The following is a 25,993-nucleotide window of genomic DNA, read 5'->3' on the forward strand; positions in this document are numbered from 1 at the left end:
CGTCGGCCATGGCTTCCTGTCCGCCGAGCCTGCCGATTCTGCCCCCGCGTACCTGGCGGCCACCGGCCTCGTCCGCGTAGGGATGGAGAGGCTACTGCCCTGTGCACCCGGAAGGTCTCTGATGCGATCACGCGAGTTCGACCCCACCCGTGCTTCCCGTCGCGCGCGTACGCCGGAGAAGGACCCGGCGGCGGGCGAGCTGTCCGCGCGCACGCCGCTGGCCCTCCAGGGCAGCCTCGGCAACGCCGCCGTCGTCCAACTGCTCCGGCAGGCGGGACACCCCTCGGCGCAACCCAGGGAAGAGCATTCCGAGGAGCACCTGCACGACGTACAGCGTTCCGCCGTCCACGACGTCCTGCGTACTGGCGGCAAACCCATGGGCGCCGCGCTCCGCGCGGAGATGGAATCCCGGCTGGGAGCAGACTTCTCCGACGTACGCATCCACGACGACAGCGCCGCCCGCGCTTCCGCCACCGAGGTCGGCGCCCGCGCCTACACCTCGGGCCACCACGTCGTCGTCGGCAACGGCGGAGGTGACAAACACACGCTCGCCCACGAACTGACCCACGTCATCCAGCAACGGCAGGGCGCTGTCTCCGGCACGGACAACGGTGCGGGCCTGCGGATTTCCGACCCCTCGGACACCTATGAGCGGGCTGCGGAGCAGAACGCCCGCCGGGTCATGTCCGGACCGGTGCGGGCCGGCCTGCCAGGGGACCGGGAGACGGCCGGGGCGAGCGCGTCGACGACCGCACGGACGCCGGTCCAGCGTGCCGGTGACTGGAAGAACAATCCGACGAAGAACGCCCTGGCCGCGGAGAAGGCCGCCAACCCGGGCAACGCGCTGGTGCACACCCTGCACCACATCGTGCCCAAGTCGCTGCTGGAGAAGTTCGCCGCGCTCCTCACCCAGCCCCAGCTGACCGACGTCGTGACGGCCCTGGCACCGGTCGCCCCGACCGCGTTCACGACCACCAGCGACCAGCTCGCGGCTGTGACGAAGGCGTTGAAGAACCTGCCGGCCAACTTCGCACTCGGGCCCGCACCGGGGGACAGGAACGACGACCCGGGCAGCAGCGGACCGGACCTCAACTTCGGCGGGGACGGCGCCATCACGCCCCGTTCCGAGCAGCTGGAACGGGTTCACGATTTCATCGACGCGAAGGTCAGTGCTGGGGCGGCCGTCACGCAGGCGGAGTTGCAGGCCGACTTCATCACTCCGCTGCGACTGGCCTGCGTCGAGCACGCCGCCGTGATCGCCAGTCTCGGCCTCGCCAATGGCGTGGGCCTCGACCCGAACCGGACGTCCTGGTCGGGCAGCGCGGCCACGCGCTCCCAGCACCGGACCGGCATGATGGGACCGCTCGTGTGACGGAGCGGGCGCGAAGGGCCGTTCGAGCGCGCGGGCTTAACCCCGAGTGAGCGGGGCGGCAGCCACGGGTGTGTCGCAGCCGCAGGCCCCCGTGAGCTGTGGCGGCCTGCACGACGAACACCGTCGGCACGGCATGTCCGAGCCTGACGAGGGCCGTGCCGCTGCGGTACCGGGCGGCCGGTCCCCCGCCGCCACACCGATCGCGCAGGCGCCCCGGACCAGGGCGTCATCTCCTCGTGCCCGGCCCGTCCGTGCCGCAGGGGGAACGTCGGTGGGGGGCGAGTTCCGGCTGTCCTCGTGAAGCACCTCGACCCGGCGCCGAGGGCCGTGAAAATCTGCCGGTGTCTCAGGAAAACGTCCTTGGTTCCCCCGCCGTTCGTTCCGGCGGCCTGAGGGCTGTCCCGGAATCGCTCCCGCAGAGGTGCCCCCGATGACCTTCCAGTCCACCGAGTCCCCGTATCCTGACATGGAGAACAGCGAGAGGCCGGAGCACGCCGACGGATTCCGGATCACCCGGCGCCGGATGCTCCGGACAGCCGCCGTCACCCTCGGTGCGATCGCTGCGGGTACGGCCGCCGAAGCCGTCGGCGGGGCGCAGGCCAGTGCGGCCGAGTACGTCCTGCCCGAGGGCTTCAACGGCGACATGTCCGATCTGAAGCACGTGGTGATCCTCATGCAGGAGAACCGGTCCTTCGACCACTACCTCGGTCAGCTGCCAGGTGTGCGCGGACACCACGACAAGCAGGTCCTGAGATTCCAGGACGGGACCGACGTCTTCCAGCAACGCGACGCCGCCGGCGCCATCGTGCGGCCCGTCGTGTCGACCGCCACCTGGAGCGACAACCACAACTTCTACGGTGCCAACGGCGGGCGATGGGACACCTGGGTGAAGGACAAGGGCGACCACTGCATGTGGTACTACACGCCCGACTACATGCCGTGGATGTACTCGCTCGCCTCCCAGTACACCGTCTGCGACATGAACTTCTGCTCGCTGCACGGGCCGACCATCCCGAACCGCTACTACCTCATGACCGGTGCGGCGGGCGGCGAGGTCACCAACGCCGGGCAGAACGACTACAGCCGCAGCTGGACCACGGTCCCCGAGCAACTCCAGCAGGCCGGCATCGACTGGCGGGTCTACTCCGACAACAGCGGCAACGGTGTCCGGGGAAGCCTCCAGAGCGGGTACGTCGGCGAGTACGGCTGCAACGTCACCAACAGCTTCAAGGCCTTCGACCCCCGCACGGCGGACGAGGACGACCTCGCAGCGGGCACCGGCAAGATCTGGAAGGCCAACTCCTTGGTCTACGAAGGCGCCACCACGCCCGACGACGACTCCGAGGCGAACCTCGACGCGGTGCTCCGCGACCTCATCGCGGCCTGCGAGCCGGGCGCGGAGCACCCGCTTCCCGAGGTCTCCTGGGTGGTGATGCCCGCCGCGTGGAGCGAGCACCCGGGCTTCGACACCGTCCACGGCGAGCGCTACATGGACAAGGTTCTCCGGACGCTCCAGAGCAACGAGGACATCTGGAACCACACCCTGGTGATCATCACCTACGACGAGAACGACGGAAAGTTCGACCACGTCCTGCCCCCGCGCCCGGAGGAGGGCACCCCGGGTGAGTTCTCCGGCACCACACCGTACGGGTTCGGTCCCCGAGTGCCGATGCTGCTGGTCTCCCCGTGGACACGAGGCGGCCATGTCGCGTCGGAGGTGTTCGACCACACGTCGGCCGTGAAGTTCCTGGAGACCTGGGCCGCCCATCTGGGCAAGCCGTTCACCTGCCCGAACATCACCGACTGGCGCCGCTCGATCGCCGGCGACCTGACCAGCGCGATCGACTTCGCGCACCCGCGGCCGGGTCCGGTCGTCATCGCCGACCCGGTCACCGGGGCCCCGCCGAAGCTGCCGGAGGACGGGATGAAGCCGCGCGGCCTCTCCTTCCACCCGCACGCCACCTTCACCGAGGACCGCTCCGCCGGCACGGTGACCGCGGACATGACGCTGGCCGGCGGCCCGGCGGGCAAGGCGGTGAGCCTTCAGGTCTTCCCCGACCAGTACCTCGCCTTCGACAACACGCCGTACACGGTGAGCGCGGCGAGCCCGCGTTCGTACACCTGGGATGCGACGAAGACCGACGGCAAGTACGCCTTCTCGATCTACGGGCCCGACGGCTTCCTGCGCTCCTTCGCCGGACAGGTGATTCCCGAGAACGAGAGCCGGAAGCACATCGGCATTCCGCGCGTCGAGGCGGAGCTGGTCAGGAGCAGGCGCTCCGAGGTCAGGCTGAGGCTGCACAACGACGGCAAGCACCCCGTCCGTTACACCCTCACGGCCAACGACTACCTCGGCGGCTCCCGGAAGTACACCGTCCCCGGCGGCGGCTCCACCGTCGTGCACTGGCCGACCGAGCACGGCTACTACGACGTGGTGCTCACGGCCGATACCGGGACCGGATGGTCCCAGCGGTACGCGGGCCGCGTGGCGACGGTCCGATAGGACGGTAGGGGCTCAGGACGATCTCCGGATCGCCCTGAGCCCCTACCGCCGCACGGGCTCAGAGCCCGGCTACGAAGCCGCGCCAGGCATCGGTGCCGACGACGAGGACGGGCCCGGAGGGGTTCTTGCTGTCGCGGACGGGCACGGAGGCGGCGCAGCCGTCGGCCACCTCGACGCAGTCGCCGCCGGTGCTTCCGCTGTACGACGACTTCCGCCAGGCGGCGCCGCCGGCCACGGTGCACTCGACGCACTCGCCGCCAGAACTTCCGCTGTAGCTGGACTTACGCCACTGCGCGCTCTTCAGGTCGGGGCCGTTCTCCATAATGCTCCTCCATCACGCGGGCGATCAGAGCCGCCGAGTCCTCCACGGAGAGGGCGGCGGCCTGCAAGTGAGCGTATCGGAGCGAGGCCTCTCGGACCGTGTCGGGGCTGGCGGTCATATGGCCGGAGATGAGGTCCTCGGTGTAGATGATGTCCGGGTCGTCGTCGAAGCGCAAAAGGTTGAACGTGCCGTCCAGGCTTGAGTGTTCACCCGCCGAGAAGGGCAGCACCTGGATGCGCATCCACCGGTTGGTGGTGAAGTCCAACAACCGCACCAGTTGGGCGCGCATGACCTCGTGGCCGCCGACCGGGCGGTGCAGCACGGCCTCGTCCAGGACGGCCCAGGCCAGTGGCGGCCGTTCGCGCTCCAGGATGCGCTGGCGCTCCATGCGGGCGGCGAGCAGACCGTCCAGGTCATCGGGCATGCCGGTGGCCAGCACCGCCCGTGCGTACTCCTCCGTCTGCAGCAGCCCGTAGACCAACTGTGCCTGGTACGTCGAGATGTAAGCGGCCTTCGCCTCCATCTCCGCGTACGGCTGGAACCAGGTCGGCAGCTGGCTGCGCAGGACCAGGCCCATCAGCCGGGAGAACGTCCCGTCCGTGCCCAGCGCGGCGTCGACGCGTTCGGAGAAGTCGCGGGTGGGCAGCTTCCTCGTCGTCTCGATCTGGCCGATCAGCGAACCCGTACAGAAGATGATCTCGCCCAACTGGGCCTGGTTCAGGCCGGCGGCTTCGCGCAGGCGGCGTAGTTCCCAGCCGTAGTAGTCCAGCGGGGAGGCGCTGGGGTCGAGTGACTGGACGTTGGCCACGGCGGGACCTCCGGTGTGCAACGCCTCGCGGCGTTCGTTTCGGTACGTAGCCGAGCGTAGTCACGCGGTCGCACGATGGTGTCATGAATCACGTAACTGCACCCCGGGCGGGGTCCGAAGAGCCCGTCTACCGAGCCGACTTCGCCATGGGCGAGCACTCGGCCCGGCACCTGCGGCGCATCCTGCGGCTCTACCTCGACGGGTGGGGTCTGGGGTGCGTGGCCGACGTGGCGGAACTCGCGCTCACCGAGCTGATCTCGAACGTCGTCCGGCATGTCCCCGGCCGCCGGTGCCAGACCTTCGTCTTCCGGCTGCCGGGCGGTGAGGGAGTGCGGGTGGAAGTGGCGGACGGCTGCCCGGGGCTGCCCGTCGTGGTCGCGGGTGATGCGCTCGACGAGGGTGGGCGGGGGCTGCTCCTGGTGGAGGCCGTCACGGACAAGTGGGGTGTGGAGGTGCGCCGCGACGGCGGCGGCAAGGCGGTGTGGTTCGAGTGCCTGGTCGCCGCCGAGCCGGTTACGCCTTCAGCTCCGCCAGTACCGCGTCCGTGAACGGGGGCCACACCTCGGCCGCCCACGGTCCGAAGGCCCGGTCGGTGAGCGCCACGCACGCGACCCCTGCGGCGGGATCGATCCACAGGAACGTGCCCGACTGCCCGAAGTGCCCGAAGGTCGCGGGTGAGGAGGAACTGCCGGTCCAGTGCGGAGACTTGTGGTCCCGGATCTCGAAGCCGAGGCCCCAGTCGTTGGGGTTCTGGTGGCCGTAGCCGGGCAGCACGCCCTTCAGTCCGGGGTGGACGACGGTCTGTGCCTCCAGCACCGTGCGCGGGTCCAGGAGCCGGGGCGCCTGCACCTCCGCCGCGAAGCGCGCCAGATCGTCGACGGTCGAGACGCCGTCGCGTGCGGGCGAGCCGTTCAGCGTGGTCGCGGTCATCCCCAGGGGCTCCAGCACCGCCTGGCGCACGTACTCCGGGAACGGGATCTCGGTGGCCTTCGCGATGTGGTCGCCGAGGACCTCGAAGCCCGCGTTGGAGTACAGCCGGCGCGTGCCGGGCGGGGCCGTGACCCGGTGCTCGTCGAACGCGAGGCCGCTGGTGTGGGCGAGCAGGTGCCGGACCGTGGAACCCTCGGGACCGGCCGGTTCGTCGAGCTCGACCGCGCCCTCCTCGTACGCCACCAGCGCCGCGTAGGCGGCGAGCGGCTTGGTGACGGAGGCGAGCGGGAAGCGGTGCCCGGCCGGGCCGTGGGTGCCGAGGACCGTCCCGTCCGCTCGTACGACGGCCGCCGCCGCGGTGGGGACGGGCCACTTCTCGATCATCGCCAGGCTCTGCATGCGTACGAGACTAAGTTCTGAGCGCTCGTGGCCGAAACCCGCATCCGATTGCGCTTGCCTAGAGTGCACTCCAAGGTTCTAGCGTGGAGGGCATGACGGTGATGGAGACGCAGACCACTTCGGCAGGAACGGACGCCTGTGCGGCGCCTCCCCGGCCCCATCCGCGTCCCGAGGGCCAGGACCGCTACACCATCAGTGAGGTGGCCGCCTTCACCGGGCTGAGCGCCCACACCCTGCGCTGGTACGAGCGGATCGGGCTGATGCCGCACGTCGACCGCTCGCACACGGGGCAGCGCCGCTTCACCAACGCCGACCTGGACTGGCTCGCCTTCGTCGGCAAGCTGCGACTGACCGGGATGCCGGTCGCGGACATGGTCCGTTACGCGGAACTGCTGCGTGAGGGCGAGCACACCTTCGAGGACCGGAGGGAACTGCTGGAGGCGACCCGCCGCGACGTGAGAACGCGGATCGCGGAGCTCCAGGACACCCTCGCCGTCCTCGACTACAAGATCGAGTTCTATGCAGGCGCCCAGCGGGTGCCGGAAAGGCCCAGTGCCTGATGAGTGACAACAAGATCGCCACAGTGGAGCTCGGCGGCGGCGGCCCGCAGGTCGGCGTCCAGGGGCTCGGCTGCATGGGCATGAGCGAGTTCTACGGGGAGACCGATGAGTCCGCCGCTCGCGAAACGCTGGAGACGGCCCTCGCGGCCGGCGTCACGCTCTTCGACACCGCCGACGTCTACGGCCTCGGCGCCAACGAGACCTTCATCGCGCCCTTCGTCGGCGCGCACCGGGACGAGATCGTCCTCGCCACGAAGTTCGCCATCGAGCGGCGCGAGGACGACCCCCACTACCGGGGCGTGCGCAACGACCCCGCGTACATCCGGCAGGCGGTCGAGAACAGCCTGCGCCGGCTGAACACCGACGTCATCGACCTCTACTACATGCACCGCCGCGACCCGTCCGTACCGCTCGCGGAGTCCGTCGGCGCGATGGCCGAGCTGGTGCAGCAGGGCAAGGTCAGGCAGCTCGGGCTGAGCGAGGTGACCGGTGCCGAGCTGCGCGAGGCGCACGCCGTGCACCCCATCGCCGCCCTCCAGTCCGAGTGGTCGCTCTTCAGCAGGGATGTCGAGCGCAGCGCCGTGCCCGCCGCCGCGGAGCTGGGTGTGACCTTCGTGCCGTACTCGCCGCTCGGCCGGGGATTCCTGACCGGGGCGTTCGCGGACGCGGGCAAGGACCTGGGGAAGAACGACTTCCGGAAGTTCCAGCCGCGCTTCACCGGCGACAACGCCAAGGCGAACGCCGCGCTGCTGGAGCCGGTCCACAAGATCGCCGCCGCGCACGGGGCCACCGCGGCCCAGGTGGCGCTCGCCTGGGTGCAGCAGCGGGCCCAGGTGCACGGGCTGGCCGTGGTCCCGATCCCCGGTACGCGCAAGAGCAGCCGGCTGCTGGAGAACATCGGCGCCACCCGCCTCACGCTGTCGTCCGAGGAGCTGGCGCTGCTGGAGCCGATCGCCGGCCAGGTGGCGGGGGACCGTTACCCGGACATGAGCTCGACGTCCGCGGCCCGCGAGTAGGGGCTGCGGCACACCGGTCCCGAAGCGCCGTTCACGCCAGTCCCAGGGCGAAGACCGCGAACCCCGCCGCGAGCACCCCCGCAAGCGCGCGGCGGGCGTGCGCGGCGCGGGTTCCCGCCTTCCACGGCGCCTCGAACCTTCGCGCGTACCGGGCGATCAGCACCAGCAGCCCCGCGAACACCGGCATCCAGGCGAGCCGGGCCAGGACCCAGCCGAGCGTGTCCGGCCCGGTCGTCAGGCCGGGCACCGCGCCCGCGAAGGACGCCGGAACGGCCGCGGCGAGCATCGCCGTCTGGTGCCAGCACAGGATCGTCATCGCCGACAGGTTGATCACGACGACCGGCGCCCACACCAGCGGCCTGTGCAGCAGCCGGCCGATCCGCCTCCGCAGCAGGATCGCCGCACCGCTCTGCGCGGCAGCCAGCGCGAGGACCAGCAGCGACGGTGGATGCGAGTTGGTGCGCGCCTCGCCCGGTACCCCGACCATCGAGGCCGGGTAGTGGAAGAGCAGCAGCAGGGCGGCGAACAGCACGCCGCCGCCGACGAGCAGCGACCGGGCGCCCCGCTTCCCGATCCGGCCCTCGCCCCAGGAGACACCGAGCTGGTACGCGAAGAGCCAGCCTGGAACGATGTTGAGCATGCTCAGCCAGGAGGGCATGGCGTCACCGAGCGGTCCGTACCGCAGCAGGTCGACGACGGCGACCGCGCCGAGCAGCGGGGCCGCGGCCCAGCTGCCAAGTCTCCTCGCCATGCGGACGCAGTACGGCGTCAGCGCGGTGACCACCGCGTACACCCCGACGAACCAGAGCGGCTGGATCACCAGCGTCGACCCGGTCCGCAGCGTGTCCCCCGGTACTCCGAGCGCGTGCAGGACCGGGATCATCGCCGCCCAGACAGCGGTCACCCCGAGCACGGGCCGGCCGAGACGCGCCATCCTGCCGCGCAGCCAGGCCCCCGTCGTGGACTGCCTCCGGCGGTACGAGAGCACCGAGGCGTACCCGCCGACCAGGAAGAAGACGCCCAGCATCTGGAGCGCCCAGCTGAACGGGGCGAGGGCGCCGAAGGCCGAGAGCGGGCTGGCGTTGTGCAGAGCCCCGCCGTCGTCGAGCCGGAATCCGCCGAGCAGCCAGTGCCCGGTGGGTACGGCGAGCAGCGCCAGGGCGCGCAGACCGTCGAGGGCGCGGTCGCGGTGGGCGGGGGTGCGGGCGTCGATGCGGGAGGCGAGGGCGCGCAGTCTCATCGCGAGCCCCCTTCCGGTGCCGTCCCCGCGTACGTGCCGTCCGCGATCGCGGCGAAGGCGTGGAGGGACTCGGTGCCCGGGGCGAAGTAGCCGGTGTGCCCGTGGGCGTCACCGGCGGGCACCCGGCGGGCTCCGAACTCGGGGGACGTCGGGTCGGGGCCGTGGCCCAGCCCGGCGATCTCGACGTTCGGTACGTCGTCGATCCAGTCGTCGGGGTCCTTGGCGGCCCACACCCGCGCGTCCGTGTGCAGCTCGCCGACGTCGGCGGCGCGCATCCCCGGGGAGCCGAGGACGACCAGGTCGCCCGCGTGCAGCCGGGGAGCGGCGAGCCCGCAGACGACGGAGCCGTAGCTGTGGCAGAACACGGTGGGCTCGGGCAGGCCGACGGCCGTGAGCCCGTCCGTGAACCGGGTCAGGCGGTCCGCGCCGGCCTCGGCGAGCGAGCCGGTGGCGGCGTCCACACCGACGCCGACGGGCGTGGTGTATCCGGCCCAGGCGATCACGGCACTGCCCGGTCCGGTTTCCGCGTACAGCGACTTGGCCATACCGGCGGGAGTCCCGTACACGTCGGTCGTACGGTCGAAGGTCCCGGCGTCGATGTCCGAACCGGGCACCACGACGGACACTCGCTCTGCTGTGGCCAAGTCCCCGAAGACCTCGGCGACCTGGCCGCGGCCACGCGGGTCGAACGCGAGGATCCGGCGGTGCGGATCCGCGGCGAGGCCTGCGTAGCGAGGGTCGTGATCGGCCTTCAGGGCCAGGGCGTTGGCCCGGTAGCGAAGCTCGACGGGCACGCCGTCCAGGTTTCCGACGACGAGCGGATGCCGGACGATCAGGGACTGCTGGTCCTTCGGGCTCAACCCGGCGAAGAATCGCGTCACTCGGGCGGGTGTGTCCCGCGCCGGATCGGGCAGCTCCCGCCCCAGCACGTGATCCGACCGCCAGGCGGCGGTGCCGGGCGGCGGCCCCGTCAGTGCCTGCTGGGCGTTCCCCGACGCCCAGCCGGCGGTCCCCGACACGACGGTGACCGCCAGGGCGACCGCGACCAGGGTCCTCGCATAGCGGCGCATGCGACCCTCCCTCTCCGGCTGAACCGGCTCCCGCACGCCGTTCGGCGCGACGGAGAGGAAGGTAGGAGGACGACGGGTGCGAGGGCGTCACACCGGAGGGCCAAGTACGGGGTGATACCGCAGTAGGGGGTGTACGGGGTGCTGCCCCGAGGACGCGCGGGGGGTCTGCACCCGACGTCACCCCTCGCCGGGCACGACCAGCCCCGCCTCGTACGCGAAGATCACCGCCTGGGCGCGGTCGCGCAGGTCCAACTTGGCCAGAACCCGCCCGATATGGGTCTTCACCGTCTGCTCCGCCAGCACCAGCCGCCCCGCGATCTCCTGGTTCGACAGGCCCCGGGCCATCAGCTCCAGCACCTCCCTCTCGCGCGGGGTCAGCCCGTTGAGCCGCAGCGCGGGCCCGCTGCGCGCGGCGCCGGACGGCCGCCGGCGGGCGAAGTCCGCGATCAGGCGCCGCGTCACGGACGGCGCCAGCAGCGCGTCGCCGGCCGCCACCACCCGGACCGCCGAGATCAGGTCCGCCGGAGGGGCGTCCTTCAGCAGGAATCCGGACGCGCCTGCGCGCAGTGCCTCGTACACGTAGTCGTCCACGTCGAAGGTGGTGAGCATCAACACCTTCGGCACGTGCACCACGCCGGCCGGTGGGTTCAGCAGCTCGTGCGCCGCGGCCAGGCCGTCCATCTCGGGCATCCGTACGTCCATCAGGACCACGTCCGGACGGGTGTGGCGGCTGACCTCGACTCCCTGGCGCCCGTCCGGCGCCTCGCCGACCACGTCGATGTCGGCCTGCGCAGCCAGCAGCGCCGCGAATCCGGCCCGCACCATGGCCTGGTCGTCGACGATGATCACACGGATGGTCAAGAGTCCTCCGGAGCAGGGGGCGGGGCGGAAGAGGCCGAGGCGGGCGGCGCGGCAGGGGGCAGCGGCAGTCGTGCGGCCACCCGGAAGCCCCCGCCCGGCAGCGGCCCGGTGTCCAGCGTGCCGCCGGTCAACCGTACGCGTTCGCGCATACCGACCAGACCGTGTCCCGTCCCCGTCGTCTCCAACGGGGCGAGCGACGAACCCGTGGGTTCCGGAGGGTCGTTGACGACCAGCACGGTCAGATGTGCGCCGTCGGACGTGATCGACACCCTGGTCCGGGCACCCGGCGCGTGCCGGACCACGTTCGCCAGGGCCTCCTGCACGATCCGGTACGCGGACAGATCCACCGTCTGCGGTACGCCCTCCAGGCCGGCGGGCAACGACACCTCTGCCGGCAGGCCGGCCCGTACCGTCGCCTCCACCAGCTGCTGCACCCGGTCGAGCCCCGGCTGGGGCGCCCGCTCGCCCTCCGTGCCCTCGCTGCGCAGCACCACCAGCAAGCGCCGCATCTCCGTGAGGGACTCCCGCGCACTCGCCGCGATCGAACCGAACTCCTCGCGCACCTGGTCCGACAGACCCTCCAGCCGGTACGGGGCGGAGTCGGCCTGGACCGTGATCACGGACATGTGGTGCGCGACCACGTCGTGGAGTTCGCGGGCGATCCTGGTCCGCTCCTCCAGCAGCGTCCGCCGGGCCCGCTCGGCCTCGCTGATGGTCTGCTGCTCGACGAGCCGGCGCTGGGCGACACCCCGCTCCCGCACCGTCGCGCCGATCACCAGGACCACGGCGCCGAGGATGAACAGCAGGAGCGAGTTGTCGGTGCCGCGGTGGGGCGAGACCAGATACAGGACGAGCCCCGCGGCGCCGGTCGCCAGCCAGACGGCGACCAGGGTCCGCCGCTGCTCGCGCAGGCCCAGCGCCAGGAGCAGGAAGAGGTAGCCGATGAGGCCGGGCGGTGTCCAGGGCCAGGCCTGGTCCTGCCCGCCGTCCTGACCGAGCAGCACGACGGCGCCCAGGATCTGCGCCGGGAAGATGATCCACCAGGCCTGCAGCGGGCGGTGCGCCAGCATCAGCAGCGGGGCGGCCTGAGCGAGGGCGAGCGCCCCCGCCGTGCCGCCGTTCAGACCGTACTGACCGGACAGAACGGTGGCCGTGACCGGGACGAAGACGGCGACGAGGGCGAGGACGGCTGCGTAGGGAAGCAGCCGTTGCCATGGTTTCGGTGCCCCGGCCAGCAGCGGTGTCGGCGGATGGGAAGGGTGGGACAGCGCGTGGCCGGTCTCGCGCAGACTGCGGCGGGCGGCACTCAGCAGACCGTCCGCCGGCGGGCGCGCGGGAGCGGGCGGCGGGGATGACGGGGGCGGGGAGGAAGGGCACATGGCGTGATCAGGATAGGCAGCGGAGCCGTGCTGTGGCGTCATACCGGGGTCCCGGTCCGCCGCGCCCGTTCTCGTACGGGGGTATGACCCGCTCGTACGAGAACGGCGGGGGCGGCCGCCCGCAGCTCCGGCCCGCTACAGCTCGGCGAGCAGCTGTGCCTTCTTCGCGCTGAACTCGTCGTCCGTCACCAGACCTGCCTGGTGCAGCTCCCCGAGATGACGGATCCGTTCCGCGATGTCCGCCGGATCACGCCGCCCCGCGCCCACCGGAGCGGCCGCGACCGGCGTGGACTGCTTTCTGCGGACGGACTCCAGCACGGCCGCGGCGAAGGGCAGCGACTCGTGCACGGGGCCGTATCCGAGCCCGAAGATCACCGCGGCCGGGTCCTGGTCCGCCCGGGCCGGGCGCGCCGCCATCGACTGCGCGCTCGGGGCGGTGCTCGTCAGCAGGCCCGCGCCCGGTCCCGCGCCCGCCGGGGCGATCGTGTCGGCGGCCGGGCCCACGGACGCCGGCCCGCGCGGCACGAGTCGCAGATAGCCCTCGAAGGCCTCGGGCGAACGCCACTCGACCCCGCTCAGTTCGGTGACCGGGAACGTCTGGTCGCCCGCCTTCCACTTCTCCGAGGAGGCACCCGTCCAGAACCACCGGAACGAGATCCGGTCCCCGTCGAAGCTGGCCCTGCCGTCGTACGCCTTGAAGCGCATCGGCGCCTCGGGGGCCGCGACCAGGAACCGGTCGGCGGGTTCGCCCGCCTCGGGGCCCAGCCTCGCGCGCAGCTCGTCCGCGTAGTACTCGGCGAGCGTCTCGCGTTCGGCGGGGAGCACCAGGCGGTACGGATCGCAACCGTCCTTCAGCTGCCCGGCCGCCGCCTCCAGCAGCGGATCGGCGCCGGGTCTCGGGACCGCGCGCAGCACCACCGTGCCCCGCTTGCCCGGGGTCAGCGTCACCGACGACAGCGCCGCATGCGGGACGCGGCGCTCACGGAGGCTCTGGAAGAGCCTCGGCGTACGGATACCCCGTTCGAAGCGGATGAGCACGGAGTCGGCGTCGAACTCCCAGGTGGCATGAATTCCGGCCAGCACATCACCCATGTGCCTCATCGTATGCGGCACTTGCCCGCTCGTCCCCCCTCGGAGGCACTCACAATTCCTGGCCGGTCGCGGTTCTCTACGCGCGTCAGAGCCGGACGCCTGGTTGTTTACACGCGTCAGGCGGCCTTGTGGCCGGAAATCTGTTCGTGACAGCCACTGTCGGACGGGGCGCATGTCACGGAGGCGTAGGCGCCCGCACCGATCGCGGCGAAGTTGCCGAGACTCTCCGTTCCCGGCTCGAAGTAGCCGCTGTGACCGATCGCGTCGCCCGCCGAAGCGATCCGCGCGCCGAAGTCCGGATCGACCGGGTCGGCGCCGTGACCCAGGCCCCCGACCTCCAGGTTCGGCACGTCCTCGATCCAGTCGTCGCGGTCCCGCATCGCCCACACATTGGCCCGGGTGTGTAGTTGGCCGGCGTTGTCGGCCCGCATGCCAGGACTTCCCGCGACCGCGATGTCCGTCACCCGGCCGGGCAGCCCGTCCGCGGCGACGCCGCACAGGACGGAGCCGTAGCTGTGGCAGAACAACGACACGGGAGCGGTCCCCGGCAGCGACCCGACGAGTGCGTCCAGCCGGACGGCCCCGCGCTCGGCGAGGTTGCCCAGGGCCGCGTCCATGCCGATGCCGGCCGGTGCGGTGTAGTCGGCCCAGGCGATCACCGCGGTCCGCACGCCGGGGTGTGCGGAGTGCTCGGCCGCGTACAGGGACTTGGCCATGCCGACGGGGGCGGCGTTCGTCTTGCTCCCGGTGCGCTCCAGCGTCAGCAGGTTCGTGTCGACGCCCGGGACGATCACCGAGATCCGCTCGGCCCGGTCGAGGTCACCGAACACCTCTGCGGCGTGCCCACGGCCCGACGGGTCGAACGCCAGGAAGTGCCGGCCCACGGCGAGCATCGACCGGAAGCGGTCCACCCGGTGCTGCGCGTCGGCGCGGCCGTCGGGGGAGAGCCTCGGGTCGTGCACCCTGGCCTGCTCGGCCGTGCGCGCCTGCTCCAGCGCCACCCTGTTGGCCCGGTAGCGCAGGGCGACCGGGGCGCCGTTCAGATTCCCCACCACGAGGGGGTACTTACGGGCCAGTCCCCCGCTCTGCTCGTCCGTGAGCGCAGCGAAGAAGTGCGCCAGCTTGTAGGCAGGCGCATCCGCCGCGGGGAGCGCGTGCCCCGCTATCGATCCCTTGGCCCAGGAAGCGAGGGCGGCGGTGCGTGGCTCGGCGGAGTGTTGATGACGCACGGCCGTCCAACCGGTGGTCGCCAGCATCACGAACACGACCGCGATGGCGAGAAGAGCGCGCCAGGCGGTGAGCGTGGGGGAGGAGTCGAAGGAAGTCACTTCGGCACACATTAGGAGACGCGCGTAAGGCGTCGTTAAGTGGGTGACGCACATCACCCGACTGTGGGGAACGGAACGCCGTTTCGCTCACGCTGTGTTCGGCCTTGCGCCACGCTGCGGCGCGCCCGGCGCCTCCGGGGGTGCCGCATCGGGGCGTTGGGGGCCGCCTGTTGTGAAGTCGGTCATGCATCGCACCTGAGATGTGCGGCACACCACCTCAGTTGAGGTGAGCCGTCCCGGCCGGGCGTGCGCGCCAGTCCCCGGCGAGGGCCGGTCCCAACTGGTCCAGATAGGTCTCGGTCAGGGCCCGCAAGGAGTCCATGCTCCCGTCGTTGCCCCGCCCCCACAGCTGCCCGGTCACCCGCATCACCCCGCAGAACGCGGCGACCGCGACGCGCGGCCGCGGGTCCCGGGTCAGGTCCAGCCCCTCGCGCTCGGCGATCAGTCCGGCGATCTGGTCCTCCACGGCGACGCTGCGCCGCATGTGGGCGGCGAGCAGGGACGGTGTGGACTCGATCATCCGGTACGTCTGCATGTGGAGTTCGACCGGGATGATGGCCTCGATGGCCTCCCCGATACTGTTCCAGGCGCACAGGACCGCGCGGCGCATGGCCTCGAAGGGGGTCTCGGCGGCGGGGCGTTGGCGCAGTTCAAGGATGAAGCGGGTCTCGACCATGTCCTGGACGGCGAAGACGACCGACTCCTTGCCCGCGAAGTAGCGGAAGAAGGTGCGCTGGGACACCTCCACGGCGTCGACGATCTCGTCGACGGTGGTCTCCTCGTATCCCTGGCTGGTGAAGAGTTCGAGTGCGGCACGGAGCAGTGCGTCCCGGGTGCGCCGCTTCTTGCGTTCGCGCAGCCCGGCCGGAAGGCCTGCGACTCGCTGCCCGTCGGTCACTGAACTGGTCCTCTTTTCCCTGCTTTGTCCAGCTCAGCCTACCTGTGAGCTACGTGACAGTTACCGACTTGTGAATTGGTTTGTCAACTGTCAGCGACTGACACTAATCTCCCGCGTATGACTAGTCAGACCACCGTCGAAAAGGCGTCGCGGGAACCTCGGGACCCCCTCGGCACCGCACCTGCCAAGGGCCTGCGCGGCCACCCCTGGCTGACACTCTTCTCCGTGGCCATCGGCGTGATGATGGTCGCGCTCGACGGCACGATCGTCGCCATCGCCAACCCGGCGATCCAGCAGGACCTCGGCGCCTCGCTCGCCGACGTCCAATGGATCACCAACGGCTACATGCTGGCCCTCGCGGTCTCGCTGATCACCGCGGGCAAGCTCGGTGACCGGTTCGGTCACCGTCAGACCTTCCTCATCGGTGTCGTCGGCTTCGCCGCGGCATCGGGCGCCATCGGCTTCTCCGACAGCGTGGTCCTGGTGATCACCTTCCGGGTGCTGCAGGGCCTGTTCGGCGCCCTGCTGATGCCGGCCGCGCTCGGTCTGCTGCGCGCCACCTTCCCCGCCGAGAAGCTGAACATGGCGATCGGCATCTGGGGCATGGTGATCGGCGCCTCGACCGCGGGCGGCCCGATCCTCGGTGGCGTGCTCGTCGAGCACGTCAACTGGCAGTCCGTCTTCTTCATCAACGTGCCGGTCGGCGTGATCGCCCTCGTCCTGGGCGTGCTGATCCTCAAGGACCACCGCGCCGAGAACGCCCCGCGCTCCTTCGACATCGCCGGCATCGTGCTGCTGTCCACGGCGATGTTCTGCCTGATCTGGGCGCTCATCAAGGGCTCGGAGTGGGGCTGGGGCGACACGAAGACGATCGGCTTCCTGGTCGGAGCGGTCGTCCTGTTCGTCGGGTTCGCCCTCGTGCAGCAGCGCGTACGGGAACCGCTGATCCCGCTGGCGATGTTCCGCTCCGTACCGCTCTCCGCGGGCACGGTCCTGATGGTGCTGATGGCCTTCGCCTTCATGGGCGGCCTGTTCTTCGTCACCTTCTACCTCCAGAACGTGCACGGTCTGAGCCCTGTCGACAGCGGTCTGCACCTGCTGCCGCTTACCGGGATGATGATCGTCGCCTCGCCGCTCGCGGGCGCCATGATCACCAAGTTCGGCCCGCGGGTTCCGCTCGTCGGGGGCATGGTCTGCACCGCGGTCGCGTGCTTCGGCATGTCCCAGCTGACCGTCGGCACCGGCACCCTGACCATGTCGATCTGGTTCGGTCTGCTCGGCCTCGGCCTCGCCCCGGTGATGGTCGGCGCCACCGAGGTCATCGTCGGCAACGCCCCGATGGAGCTCTCCGGCGTCGCCGGCGGACTGCAGCAGGCCGCCATGCAGGTCGGCGGCAGCCTCGGTACGGCGGTGCTGGGCGCGATCATGGCAGCCAGGGTCGACTCCGAGCTGCCCGGCAACTGGAAGGACGCGCAGCTTCCGCCGCTGTCGCCCGCACAGCTCGACCAGGCGTCCTCCGCCATCAAGGTCGGCATGCCGCCGGTCGCCGAGGGGACCCCGCCGGACGTCGCGGGCAGGATCGTGGGCGTCGCTCACGACACCTTCGTCTCGGGCATGAGCACGGCGTTCATGGTCGCCGGCATCGTCGCGGTGATCGCCGCGCTGGTCGCCACCCTGACCAAGCGCGGGGAGAACGCCGAGGCGGGCATGGGCGCCGGTCACATCTGACCCGACCCGACGCCCCGCCGCGTCAACACAGTGCATACGACAGCCCCGCCGGAACGTTCCGGCGGGGCTGTCGCCTATCAGGGTGGTCCCGCCGCCGTTCCCCTTCCCGAGCCGCTGCCGCGCGGCTCAGGGTGGATGCGGAAGATCCACATCACCACGGGGGTTGATTTCGCATGCGTACAACCGTTGTCGCGGCCGCCCTGGCCGCCACCGCCCTGATGCCGCAGACACCGGCCCACGCCGCACCCGGCCGGCTCGGGGACTGCGGGAGCGGCCAGCTCTGCCTCTGGGCGAAAGCCGACTTCACCGGCGCCCGGCAGGTCCACGAGCTCTCCACCGTCGACATCGAGAGCTGTGTGCCGCTGAAGGCCGGCGCCACCGTCCAGTCGCTGGCCAACCGCACGGGCCGGCCCGTGACCACCTACCAGTCGGCGGAGTGCGACGAGACCGGCGAGTTCGAGACCTACCCGGGCGGAGGCACCTGGACGCCGCGCTCCCCGTACCAGGTGCGGGCCTTCAAGATCTGGGAGAACTGACCGGCGGACAGCGCCGCGGGGCGGCGGGAGCCCGTCGGCTCCCGCCGCCCCGCGGCCGTGCGCTTCGGTCCTACGCGTCGCCGCCGGCCGCGCCGGGGTCGGCCGAGGCCACGTCCAGCAGCTCGTAACGATCGACCGCGGTCTTCAGCGCCGAGCGGTCGATCTTCCCCTCCTTCGCGAGCTCGGTGAGCACCGCGAGGACGATCGACTGCGCGTCGATGTGGAAGAACCGGCGGGCCGCCCCGCGCGTGTCCGCGAAACCGAAGCCGTCCGCACCCAGCGACTGGTAGGCGCCGGGCACCCAGCGGGCGATCTGGTCCGGCACCGACCGCATCCAGTCCGAGACCGCCACGAACGGCCCCTGGGCACCGGACAGCTTGCGCGTCACGTACGGGACGCGCTGCTCCTCCTCCGGATGCAGCAGGTTGTACCGCTCCACGTCCACGGCCTCGCGCCGCAGCTCGTTCCAGGACGTCGCCGACCAGATGTCCGCCTTCACGTTCCACTCGTCGGCGAGGATGCGCTGCGCCTCGACCGCCCAGGGGACCGCCACGCCGGACGCCATGATCTGGGCGGGGATCTCGCCCTTCTCGCCGCTGCTGTAGCGGTGGATGCCCTTCAGGATGCCCTCGACGTCCACATCGGCGGGCTCGGCCGGGTGCTGGATCGGCTCGTTGTACACGGTGAGGTAGTAGAAGACGTCCTCACTGTTCTCGCCGTACATCCTGCGCAGACCGTCCTTGACGATGTGCGCGATCTCGTACCCGAAGGCCGGGTCGTACGCGACGCAGCCCGGGTTCGTCGAGGCGAGCAGCTGTGAGTGGCCGTCCGCGTGCTGGAGACCCTCACCCGTCAGCGTCGTACGGCCGGCGGTCGCGCCCAGCACGAAGCCGCGTGCGAGCTGGTCGGCCATCTGCCAGAACTGGTCACCCGTGCGCTGGAAACCGAACATCGAGTAGAAGACGTACACCGGGATCAGCGGCTCGCCGTGCGTGGCGTACGCCGATCCCGCGGCGATCAGCGAGGCCGTGCAGCCCGCCTCGGAGATGCCGTCGTGCAGCATCTGACCGGTCGGCGACTCCTTGTACGCGAGCAGCAGATCGCGGTCCACCGACTCGTACTGCTGTCCCAGCGGGTTGTAGATCTTCGCGCTCGGGAAGAACGCGTCCATACCGAAGGTGCGGTACTCATCGGGCGCGATCAGCACGAATCGCTTGCCGATCTCCTTGTCCCGCATGAGGTCCTTCAGGATGCGGACGAACGCCATGGTGGTGGCGATCGACTGCTGGCCCGACCCCTTCTTCGCGGTCGCGTACGTCTTGTCCTCGGGCAGGACCAGCGGCTTCGCCCGTACCACACGGGTCGGGACGTAACCGCCCAGGCCCTTGCGGCGGTCGTGCATGTACTGGATCTCCTCCGAGTCGCGGCCCGGGTGGTAGTACGGCGGGTTGCCGTCCTCCAGCCGCGAGTCCGCGATCGGGATGTGCAGCCGGTCCCGGAAGCGCTTGAGGTCCTCGGCGGTGAGCTTCTTCATCTGGTGGGTCGCGTTGCGGCCCTCGAAGTTCGGCCCCAGCGTCCAGCCCTTGACCGTCTGCGCCAGGATCACCGTCGGCTGACCCTTGTGGGCCTTCGCCGCCGCGTACGCCGCGTAGACCTTCCTGTGGTCGTGGCCGCCGCGCCCGAGGTGCAGGATCTGCTGGTCGGACATGTCCTTGACCATGTCGCGCAGCCGCGGGTCGTCACCGAAGAAGTGCTCACGGATGTACGCACCCGTTTCGGTGGCGTACGTCTGGAACTGGCCGTCCGGCGTCGTGTTCAGCTTGTTGACCAGGATGCCCGTGCGGTCCTGCGCCAGCAGCGGGTCCCAGGAGCGGTCCCAGACCAGCTTGATGACGTTCCACCCGGCGCCGCGGAACTGCGACTCCAGCTCCTGGATGACCTTGCCGTTGCCGCGCACCGGGCCGTCGAGGCGCTGCAGGTTGCAGTTGACGACGAAGGTCAGGTTGTCCAGGCCCTCGCGGGCGGCGATGGAGAGCTGGCCGAGCGACTCCGGCTCGTCCATCTCGCCGTCACCGAGATACGCCCACACGTGCGAGTCGGAGGTGTCGGCGATGCCGCGCGCCTCCATGTAGCGGTTCATCCGCGCCTGGTAGATCGCGCCGAGCGGGCCGAGGCCCATCGAGACGGTCGGGAACTCCCAGAAGTCCGGCATCAGCCGCGGGTGCGGATAGCTGGACAGGCCGTTCGGCGCCTTCGACTTCTCCTGGCGGAAGGCGTCGAGCTGTGTCTCGCTCAGCCGGTCCAGCAGGAAGGCGCGGGCGTAGATCCCGGGGGAGGCGTGCCCCTGGAAGAAGATCTGGTCACCGCCCCGGCCGTCGTCCTTGCCGCGGAAGAAGTGGTTGAAACCCACGTCGTACAACGAGGCGGAGGAGGCGAACGTGGCGATGTGACCGCCCACGCCGATCCCCGGACGCTGCGCACGGGACACCATCACGGCCGCGTTCCAGCGGGTCGCGTTGAGGACCTTGCGCTCGATCTCCTCGTCGCCGGGGAAGAACGGCTCGTCCTTCGTGGCGATCGTGTTCACGTAGTCCGTGCTGCGCATCTCCGGCACGGCGACACGCTTCTCGCGCGCGCGCTCGATGAGCCGGAGCATGAGGTAGCGGGCCCGCTCACGGCCCCGCTCGTCGACGGCGGCGTCGAGGGAGTCGAGCCATTCCTGGGTCTCTTCGGGATCGAAATCCGGGACCTGACTCGGAAGGCCGCCAATGATGATCGGGTTGCGATCGGATCCGGAAGCCACGCTGTTCCTTCGCTGTTCGGTGCTGCTCTACGGGGCCTGGTCACGGGAGGCGTCCCCCCGGTGTGTCTGCGCGTACGCCATCCCATCGTGTACCGCGAGGGCGTAAACGTCATCTCTACCGGGAGGTAACCACCGGTGTTGCGAAGCCGTGTCCCGGACGGACGCACGGGCCGCGCCGGAGTGGGTATCCGACCGGTCAGGAGGCATCGGGCAGGATGGGTCGGGCCAAACCGCAACCATACGCCCAAGGGGTCCATACGTTCCCGAATGCTGTTCGACTCCGTTTGCCGGACCGAAACCGCATAAGCTGTTCAAGGACGTAAAGGGTGTGGACGGCAGCGCCGGCTCCCGCAGGGGGCCGCCGACAGGGCGGCGACGTGGCAGGGAACGTCACCGTTTAGGCGGTCTCGTACGCTGGGTACTTGCGCGATCCGCCGCTCCCGTGTGGACTACGGCCAACGCCCCGCGCACGCGCGTGGCTGAAGCATTTTCCGAAACATGATCAGGAGGCAACCCGTGAGCGCGACCGCGGACCACGCGGAGGAGCGGACCAACCCGGCAGCACGCCTGGGGTTCGAGCCCGGACAGGTGGTCCAGGAGATCGGCTACGACGACGACGTCGAGCTGGAGCTCCGTGAGGGCATTGAGGCCACTACCGGCCAGGATCTCGTCGATGAGGAGTACGACGACGTCGCAGACGTCGTCCTGCTCTGGTTCCGCGACGAGGACGGCGACCTTACGGACGCGCTGGTGGATGCCATTGGTCTGCTCGAGGACGGCGGTACGGTCTGGCTGATGACGCCGAAGACCGGCCGTGACGGATACGTCGAGCCGAGCGACATCAACGAGGCTGCCCAGACAGCCGGTCTCGCCCAGACCAAGAGCATCAGTGCGGGCAAGGACTGGACGGGCAGCCGTCTGGTCACGCCGAAGGCGGCCAAGGCCAAACGCTGAACCGCACTCGCCCCTGAAGGCCCCGGACGGCATCGCGCCGTCCGGGGCCTTCGTACGTTTCCCGCCCGCCCCGCCCGTCCGCAGGAACCTTTCACGGGTGCCGCACGGCCGTCCGACGCCTCTGCGTAGGGTGGGAGTCACCCGGACAGCCCAGCCCGGTGACGTAGCGAAGGGACGCGTTTTCATGGCGATCGAGGTCGGCACCAAGGCCCCGGATTTCGAGCTGAAGGACAACCACGGCCGGACCGTGAAGCTCTCCGACTTCCGCGGCGAGAAGAACGTGGTGCTGCTGTTCTACCCGTTCGCCTTCACCGGCGTCTGCACGGGTGAGCTCTGCGCGCTCCGCGACGAGCTGCCCGCCTTCGAGAACGACGACACGCAGCTGATCGCCGTCTCCAACGACTCCATCCACACCCTGCGCGTCTTCGCCGAGCAGGAGGGTCTCGAGTACCCGCTCGTCTCGGACTTCTGGCCGCACGGTGAGACCTCGCGTGCGTACGGCGTCTTCGACGAGGACAAGGGATGCGCGGTGCGCGGCACCTTCATCATCGACAAGGAGGGCGTGGTGCGCTGGACGGTCGTCAACGGCCTGCCCGACGCGCGCGACCTCAACGAGTACATCAAGGCGCTCGGCGCCCTCTGATCCGGGATCGGGTGGATCTCGGGACGCCCCCAGGCCAAAAGCCTGTTTTGGCCGGGAACCGGTCACTAGGATCCAGTCGTTGATCGGATGCCAACACGACGTGGAGGCGCCGGCACCGGCCGGCCCCCAAAGAAACCAATGGGAGGACTCGTGGGAGTCAGCCTCAGCAAGGGCGGCAACGTCTCGCTGACCAAGGCCGCGCCCAACCTGACCGCGGTCATCGTGGGTCTGGGCTGGGACGCCCGTACCACCACCGGCGGAGACTTCGACCTCGACGCCAGCGCCCTGTTGACGAACGCCGAAGGCAAGGTCGGCAACGACGGCAACTTCGTCTTCTTCAACAACCTCAAGAGCCCCGACGGTTCCGTCGAGCACACCGGTGACAACCTCACCGGTGAGGGCGAGGGCGACGACGAGGTCATCAAGGTGAACCTGGCCGGTGTCCCGGCCGATGTCGACAAGATCGTCTTCCCGGTCTCGATCTACGAGGCCGAGTCCCGCCAGCAGAGCTTCGGCCAGGTGCGCAACGCGTACATCCGCGTCGTCAACCAGGCGGACAACACCGAGCTCGCGCGCTACGACCTCAGCGAGGACGCCTCGACGGAGACCGCCATGGTCTTCGGCGAGCTGTACCGCAACGGTGCGGAGTGGAAGTTCCGCGCCATCGGTCAGGGCTACGCCTCGGGGCTGCGCGGCATCGCGCAGGACTTCGGCGTCAACGTCTAGACAGCAGTTCCGGGGGCGCGCCCGTGCAGGCGCGCCCCCGGTCCGCACCAGCACGTCCCGTCCGGCGCCGCACCCCGTGCGGCGCCGGACGCGCTCGGCAGAAGGACCCACCGGTTCATCAACGGTTCATCGACTCGGGGAGGACACACCATGGGCGTCACGCTCGCCAAGGGAGGCAATGTCTCCCTCTCCAAGGCCGCACCCAATCTCACCCAGGTGCTCATCGGGCTCGGCTGGGACGCACGATCCACGACGGGGGCGGACTTCGACCTCGACGCCAGCGCACTGCTGTGCCAGTCGGGCCGGGTGCTCGGCGACGAATGGTTCGTGTTCTACAACAACCTCACGAGCCCCGACGGCTCCGTCGAGCACACCGGTGACAACCTCACGGGTGAGGGCGAAGGCGACGACGAGTCGGTCATCGTGAACCTCAATGAGGTGCCGGCCCATTGCGACAAGATCGTTTTTCCGGTCTCCATCCATGAGGCCGACAATCGCGGGCAGACGTTCGGTCAGGTCAGCAATGCGTTCATCCGGGTGGTGAACCAGGCCGACGGCCAGGAACTCGCGCGTTACGACCTCAGCGAGGACGCCTCCACGGAGACCGCGATGATCTTCGGTGAGCTCTACCGCTACAACGGCGAGTGGAAGTTCCGTGCAGTAGGACAGGGGTACGCGTCGGGGCTGCGGGGCATCGCTCTAGACTTCGGGGTCAACGTTTCGTAAAGCCGCGCACGGCGCGGGGGAGCCCCGTGCTCTTCGGGGGAGACCCGTTACATACATGATGGGGTAGCCAGTGCTTCTGAAAACCTTCGGCTGGTCGCTCGCGATTACCGCGATCGGCCTGGTCGCAGCGTGGTTCTACGGGGGGTGGGAAGCCTTCGGAGTGGTGGCGATCCTTTCCATCCTGGAGATCTCGCTGTCCTTCGACAATGCGGTGATCAACGCCGGAATCCTGAAGAAGATGAGTGCCTTCTGGCAGAAGATCTTCCTCACGGTCGGTGTGCTCATCGCGGTCTTCGGCATGCGGCTGGTGTTCCCCGTCGTGATCGTGGCCATCACCGCCAAGCTGGGACCGATCGAAGCAATCGATCTCTCCTTCAACGACCCGGACCGCTACAAGGAACTGGTCACCGACGCTCACCCGGCGATCGCCGCTTTCGGTGGCATGTTCCTGCTCATGATCTTCCTCGACTTCATCTTCGAGGAACGTGACATCCAGTGGCTGCGCTGGATCGAGCGCCCCCTCGCCAAGCTCGGCAAGGTCGACATGCTGTCGGTCTGCATCGCGCTGATCGTCCTGCTGATCTCGGCCCTGACGTTCGCCGGCTCGGCGCACCAGCACGGCGGCGGCCACGCGGACAAGGCCGAGACGGTCATGCTCGCGGGCATCGCGGGTCTGATCACGTACCTCATCGTCGGTGGCCTCTCCGGCTACTTCGAGAACAAGCTCGAAGAGGAGGAGGAACGCGAGCACGAGCAGGAGGAAGAGGCCAGGCGGTCAGGCAAGAAGATCTCCGCGGTGGCTCTCTCCGGCAAGGCCGCGTTCTTCATGTTCCTCTACCTCGAAGTGCTCGACGCGTCCTTCTCGTTCGACGGCGTCATCGGCGCCTTCGCGATCACCAACGAGATCGTGCTGATGGCCCTCGGCCTCGGTATCGGCGCCATGTACGTCCGTTCGCTCACGGTCTACCTGGTCCGCCAGGGCACCCTGGACGACTACGTCTACCTGGAGCACGGCGCGCACTACGCGATCGGCGCGCTGGCCGTCATCCTGCTCGTCACGATCCAGTACGAGATCCACGAGCTCATCACCGGTTCCGTCGGCGTCATCCTGATCGGCTGGTCCTTCTGGTCCTCGGTCCGGCGCAACAAGGCGATCGAGGCCGACGGGGGCGAAGGCAGTACGGAAGTCACCGCCGGGGTGTGACCCGGTAGGGAATGAGGAACGCTCTCTGCGGGGCGGCTCGTACGGCAACGGCTCCGGGGACCACCCGGAGCCGGCCCGGAGCCGCCCCGCAGCGGTGCGTGCGTCGCACGTGCCGCGTGCGACGGGTGGGGCCGACATGTGTGGGGGTTGGGGATGGCGTTCTGGAACAACCTGTGGCCGGGGCGGGAAGCGCAGTTCGAATCGGGCAGCGCGGCCACCAACTCCATCGTGCTGTCGAGACGGCACGCCACGGTCTCACTGACCAAGCAGGGCGCGCTGACCGGCAATCTCCGGGTCAACCTCTCCTGGCGGATGCGCACGTCCGACATCGAGGGCCGGTCGCGGCAGAGCGGCCGGCTGCTGCGGCCGCTGAAGCTCTTCCAGCCCGACGTCGTCCAGGCGCACACCCAGGGTGTCGTCAACGTCGACCTGGACCTGGGGTGCATGTACGAGCTGACGGACGGCACCAAGGGCGTGGTGCAGCCGCTCGGCAATCTGATCGGCGATCTGAACGGGCCGCCGTACATCAGGCTCAGCGGCGACGACCGCTTCGGGGCGCCGTCCGGGGAGACGGTCTACGTCAACCTCGACCAGCGCGACCAGATCAAGCGGATGCTGTTCTTCGTCTACATCTACGACCAGACCCCGGCCTTCGACCGTACGCACGCCAAGGTGACGCTCTACCCGGGCAACGGGCCGCGCATCGAGATCGAACTGGACGAACGGGCCCCGCAGGCCCGCTCGTGCGCCGTGTTCACCGTGGAGAACCAGAAGGGTGAACTGATCGTGCGGCGCGAGGTGAAGTTCGTGTACGGCTTCCAGTCGGAGCTGGACCGCTTGTACGGGTACGGCATGCAGTGGGGGCGTGGCTACAAGACCCGTGCGTGAGAGGTGT

Annotated in this window: 24 protein-coding genes; 13 read left to right on the top strand and 11 right to left on the bottom strand. The window is 69.8% G+C overall.

Annotated elements, in window-relative coordinates; translation table 11 throughout:
* The first annotated feature begins 121 nt into the window (after window positions 1–121).
* Both OG538_RS25365 and OG538_RS25370 read left to right on the top strand, forming a co-directional pair.
* On the top strand, window positions 122–1,372 hold the full coding sequence (locus tag OG538_RS25365; RefSeq protein WP_406097279.1) for a DUF4157 domain-containing protein: 1,251 nt from the start codon (window positions 122–124) through the stop codon (window positions 1,370–1,372).
* Between the two features lie 430 nt (window positions 1,373–1,802).
* Window positions 1,803–3,875, top strand: coding sequence for an alkaline phosphatase family protein (locus OG538_RS25370; RefSeq protein ID WP_406097281.1), 2,073 nt, complete (start codon window positions 1,803–1,805; stop codon window positions 3,873–3,875).
* Window positions 3,876–3,933: 58 nt separating this feature from the next.
* On the opposite strand, the gene OG538_RS25375 is transcribed toward OG538_RS25370, so the two are convergent.
* A complete protein-coding gene (locus OG538_RS25375) occupies window positions 3,934–4,197 on the bottom strand; it encodes a DUF397 domain-containing protein (RefSeq protein WP_406097283.1) in 264 nt (87 codons plus the stop codon).
* Entirely contained in the window at window positions 4,157–5,005 is an 849-nt protein-coding gene (locus OG538_RS25380) for a helix-turn-helix domain-containing protein (RefSeq protein ID WP_406097285.1), read from the bottom strand. Before OG538_RS25380 ends, OG538_RS25375 begins: the two co-directional genes overlap by 41 nt.
* Before the next feature lie 83 nt (window positions 5,006–5,088).
* Here OG538_RS25380 and OG538_RS25385 point away from each other — a divergent pair, with 83 nt between their 5' ends.
* Window positions 5,089–5,553: an ATP-binding protein gene (locus OG538_RS25385; protein WP_406097287.1), complete on the top strand. Its 465-nt coding sequence runs from the start codon at window positions 5,089–5,091 to the stop codon at window positions 5,551–5,553.
* Here OG538_RS25385 and OG538_RS25390 read toward each other — a convergent pair.
* On the bottom strand, window positions 5,519–6,334 hold the full coding sequence (locus OG538_RS25390) for a serine hydrolase domain-containing protein (RefSeq protein ID WP_406097289.1): 816 nt from the start codon (window positions 6,332–6,334) through the stop codon (window positions 5,519–5,521). The two genes, OG538_RS25385 and OG538_RS25390, sit on opposite strands and share 35 nt — an antisense overlap.
* A gap of 92 nt (window positions 6,335–6,426) precedes the next feature.
* Between OG538_RS25390 and OG538_RS25395 the strand changes: the two genes are divergently transcribed.
* Both OG538_RS25395 and OG538_RS25400 read left to right on the top strand, forming a co-directional pair.
* On the top strand, window positions 6,427–6,894 hold the full coding sequence (locus tag OG538_RS25395; RefSeq protein ID WP_406097291.1) for a MerR family transcriptional regulator: 468 nt from the start codon (window positions 6,427–6,429) through the stop codon (window positions 6,892–6,894).
* On the top strand, window positions 6,894–7,910 hold the full coding sequence (locus OG538_RS25400; RefSeq protein WP_406097293.1) for an aldo/keto reductase: 1,017 nt from the start codon (window positions 6,894–6,896) through the stop codon (window positions 7,908–7,910). Before OG538_RS25395 ends, OG538_RS25400 begins: the two co-directional genes overlap by 1 nt.
* Before the next feature lie 31 nt (window positions 7,911–7,941).
* Here the strand turns inward: OG538_RS25400 and OG538_RS25405 are convergent, their stop codons facing one another.
* The 7 genes from OG538_RS25405 to OG538_RS25435 form a co-directional block, all read right to left on the bottom strand.
* Window positions 7,942–9,150, bottom strand: a complete 1,209-nt coding sequence (locus OG538_RS25405) for an acyltransferase (protein WP_406097295.1) — start codon at window positions 9,148–9,150, stop codon at window positions 7,942–7,944.
* Entirely contained in the window at window positions 9,147–10,220 is a 1,074-nt protein-coding gene (locus tag OG538_RS25410; RefSeq protein WP_406097297.1) for an alpha/beta hydrolase, read from the bottom strand. The genes OG538_RS25405 and OG538_RS25410 overlap by 4 nt, the downstream gene beginning before the upstream one ends.
* Window positions 10,221–10,397: 177 nt before the next feature.
* Window positions 10,398–11,081, bottom strand: coding sequence for a response regulator (locus OG538_RS25415; RefSeq protein WP_406097299.1), 684 nt, complete (start codon window positions 11,079–11,081; stop codon window positions 10,398–10,400).
* Window positions 11,078–12,460 carry a sensor histidine kinase gene (locus OG538_RS25420; RefSeq protein WP_406097301.1) on the bottom strand — a complete coding sequence of 461 codons (1,383 nt, stop codon included), beginning with the start codon at window positions 12,458–12,460 and terminating at the stop codon, window positions 11,078–11,080. Before OG538_RS25420 ends, OG538_RS25415 begins: the two co-directional genes overlap by 4 nt.
* Window positions 12,461–12,595: 135 nt before the next feature.
* The gene (locus OG538_RS25425; protein ID WP_406097303.1) at window positions 12,596–13,552 is read right to left on the bottom strand and encodes a DUF4429 domain-containing protein; all 957 of its coding nucleotides are present in this window, start codon (window positions 13,550–13,552) and stop codon (window positions 12,596–12,598) included.
* Window positions 13,553–13,668: 116 nt separating this feature from the next.
* Window positions 13,669–14,880: an alpha/beta hydrolase gene (locus OG538_RS25430; RefSeq protein ID WP_406097305.1), complete on the bottom strand. Its 1,212-nt coding sequence runs from the start codon at window positions 14,878–14,880 to the stop codon at window positions 13,669–13,671.
* 217 nt (window positions 14,881–15,097) lie between these two features.
* On the bottom strand, window positions 15,098–15,778 hold the full coding sequence (locus OG538_RS25435) for a TetR family transcriptional regulator (protein ID WP_406097307.1): 681 nt from the start codon (window positions 15,776–15,778) through the stop codon (window positions 15,098–15,100).
* A gap of 117 nt (window positions 15,779–15,895) precedes the next feature.
* Between OG538_RS25435 and OG538_RS25440 the strand changes: the two genes are divergently transcribed.
* Together OG538_RS25440 and OG538_RS25445 are read left to right on the top strand one after the other, a co-directional pair.
* Window positions 15,896–17,506 (top strand): MFS transporter, encoded by a 1,611-nt coding sequence (locus OG538_RS25440; RefSeq protein ID WP_406097309.1) that lies wholly within the window; start codon window positions 15,896–15,898, stop codon window positions 17,504–17,506.
* Window positions 17,507–17,679: 173 nt separating this feature from the next.
* Window positions 17,680–18,042, top strand: coding sequence for a peptidase inhibitor family I36 protein (locus OG538_RS25445; protein WP_406097311.1), 363 nt, complete (start codon window positions 17,680–17,682; stop codon window positions 18,040–18,042).
* A gap of 70 nt (window positions 18,043–18,112) precedes the next feature.
* Here the strand turns inward: OG538_RS25445 and aceE are convergent, their stop codons facing one another.
* On the bottom strand, window positions 18,113–20,845 hold the full coding sequence (gene aceE, locus OG538_RS25450; RefSeq protein WP_406097313.1) for a pyruvate dehydrogenase (acetyl-transferring), homodimeric type: 2,733 nt from the start codon (window positions 20,843–20,845) through the stop codon (window positions 18,113–18,115).
* A gap of 516 nt (window positions 20,846–21,361) precedes the next feature.
* Here aceE and OG538_RS25455 point away from each other — a divergent pair.
* From OG538_RS25455 to OG538_RS25480, 6 genes are all read left to right on the top strand, one after another.
* Entirely contained in the window at window positions 21,362–21,799 is a 438-nt protein-coding gene (locus tag OG538_RS25455; RefSeq protein ID WP_148017457.1) for a DUF3052 domain-containing protein, read from the top strand.
* A gap of 184 nt (window positions 21,800–21,983) precedes the next feature.
* The gene (locus OG538_RS25460) at window positions 21,984–22,442 is read left to right on the top strand and encodes a peroxiredoxin (RefSeq protein ID WP_406097315.1); all 459 of its coding nucleotides are present in this window, start codon (window positions 21,984–21,986) and stop codon (window positions 22,440–22,442) included.
* Between the two features lie 150 nt (window positions 22,443–22,592).
* Window positions 22,593–23,168 carry a TerD family protein gene (locus OG538_RS25465; RefSeq protein ID WP_219572022.1) on the top strand — a complete coding sequence of 192 codons (576 nt, stop codon included), beginning with the start codon at window positions 22,593–22,595 and terminating at the stop codon, window positions 23,166–23,168.
* Window positions 23,169–23,318: 150 nt separating this feature from the next.
* Entirely contained in the window at window positions 23,319–23,894 is a 576-nt protein-coding gene (locus tag OG538_RS25470; protein WP_148017459.1) for a TerD family protein, read from the top strand.
* A 70-nt stretch (window positions 23,895–23,964) separates the two neighbouring features.
* On the top strand, window positions 23,965–25,098 hold the full coding sequence (locus tag OG538_RS25475; protein WP_406097318.1) for a DUF475 domain-containing protein: 1,134 nt from the start codon (window positions 23,965–23,967) through the stop codon (window positions 25,096–25,098).
* A gap of 153 nt (window positions 25,099–25,251) precedes the next feature.
* Complete coding sequence (locus OG538_RS25480; RefSeq protein ID WP_406097320.1) at window positions 25,252–25,986, top strand: Tellurium resistance; 735 nt, start codon at window positions 25,252–25,254, stop codon at window positions 25,984–25,986.
* The last annotated feature ends 7 nt before the right edge of the window (window positions 25,987–25,993 follow it).

The sequence above is a fragment of the Streptomyces sp. NBC_01013 genome, from assembly GCF_045162765.1.
Classification (GTDB): Bacteria; Actinomycetota; Actinomycetes; order Streptomycetales; family Streptomycetaceae; genus Streptomyces.

What these genes read in the sequence shown, in the direction of transcription:
- OG538_RS25365 (WP_406097279.1), top strand. Translation starts at nt 122, where the DNA reads ATGCGATCACGCGAGTTCGACCCCACCCGTGCTTCCCGTCGCGCGCGT.
- OG538_RS25370 (WP_406097281.1), top strand. Translation starts at nt 1,803, where the DNA reads ATGACCTTCCAGTCCACCGAGTCCCCGTATCCTGACATGGAGAACAGC.
- OG538_RS25375 (WP_406097283.1), bottom strand. Translation starts at nt 4,197, where the DNA reads ATGGAGAACGGCCCCGACCTGAAGAGCGCGCAGTGGCGTAAGTCCAGC.
- OG538_RS25385 (WP_406097287.1), top strand. Translation starts at nt 5,089, where the DNA reads ATGAATCACGTAACTGCACCCCGGGCGGGGTCCGAAGAGCCCGTCTAC.
- OG538_RS25390 (WP_406097289.1), bottom strand. Translation starts at nt 6,334, where the DNA reads ATGCAGAGCCTGGCGATGATCGAGAAGTGGCCCGTCCCCACCGCGGCG.
- OG538_RS25395 (WP_406097291.1), top strand. Translation starts at nt 6,427, where the DNA reads ATGACGGTGATGGAGACGCAGACCACTTCGGCAGGAACGGACGCCTGT.
- OG538_RS25400 (WP_406097293.1), top strand. Translation starts at nt 6,894, where the DNA reads ATGAGTGACAACAAGATCGCCACAGTGGAGCTCGGCGGCGGCGGCCCG.
- OG538_RS25405 (WP_406097295.1), bottom strand. Translation starts at nt 9,150, where the DNA reads ATGAGACTGCGCGCCCTCGCCTCCCGCATCGACGCCCGCACCCCCGCC.
- OG538_RS25410 (WP_406097297.1), bottom strand. Translation starts at nt 10,220, where the DNA reads ATGCGCCGCTATGCGAGGACCCTGGTCGCGGTCGCCCTGGCGGTCACC.
- OG538_RS25420 (WP_406097301.1), bottom strand. Translation starts at nt 12,460, where the DNA reads ATGTGCCCTTCCTCCCCGCCCCCGTCATCCCCGCCGCCCGCTCCCGCG.
- OG538_RS25425 (WP_406097303.1), bottom strand. Translation starts at nt 13,552, where the DNA reads ATGGGTGATGTGCTGGCCGGAATTCATGCCACCTGGGAGTTCGACGCC.
- OG538_RS25440 (WP_406097309.1), top strand. Translation starts at nt 15,896, where the DNA reads ATGACTAGTCAGACCACCGTCGAAAAGGCGTCGCGGGAACCTCGGGAC.
- OG538_RS25445 (WP_406097311.1), top strand. Translation starts at nt 17,680, where the DNA reads ATGCGTACAACCGTTGTCGCGGCCGCCCTGGCCGCCACCGCCCTGATG.
- OG538_RS25460 (WP_406097315.1), top strand. Translation starts at nt 21,984, where the DNA reads ATGGCGATCGAGGTCGGCACCAAGGCCCCGGATTTCGAGCTGAAGGAC.
- OG538_RS25470 (WP_148017459.1), top strand. Translation starts at nt 23,319, where the DNA reads ATGGGCGTCACGCTCGCCAAGGGAGGCAATGTCTCCCTCTCCAAGGCC.
- OG538_RS25480 (WP_406097320.1), top strand. Translation starts at nt 25,252, where the DNA reads ATGGCGTTCTGGAACAACCTGTGGCCGGGGCGGGAAGCGCAGTTCGAA.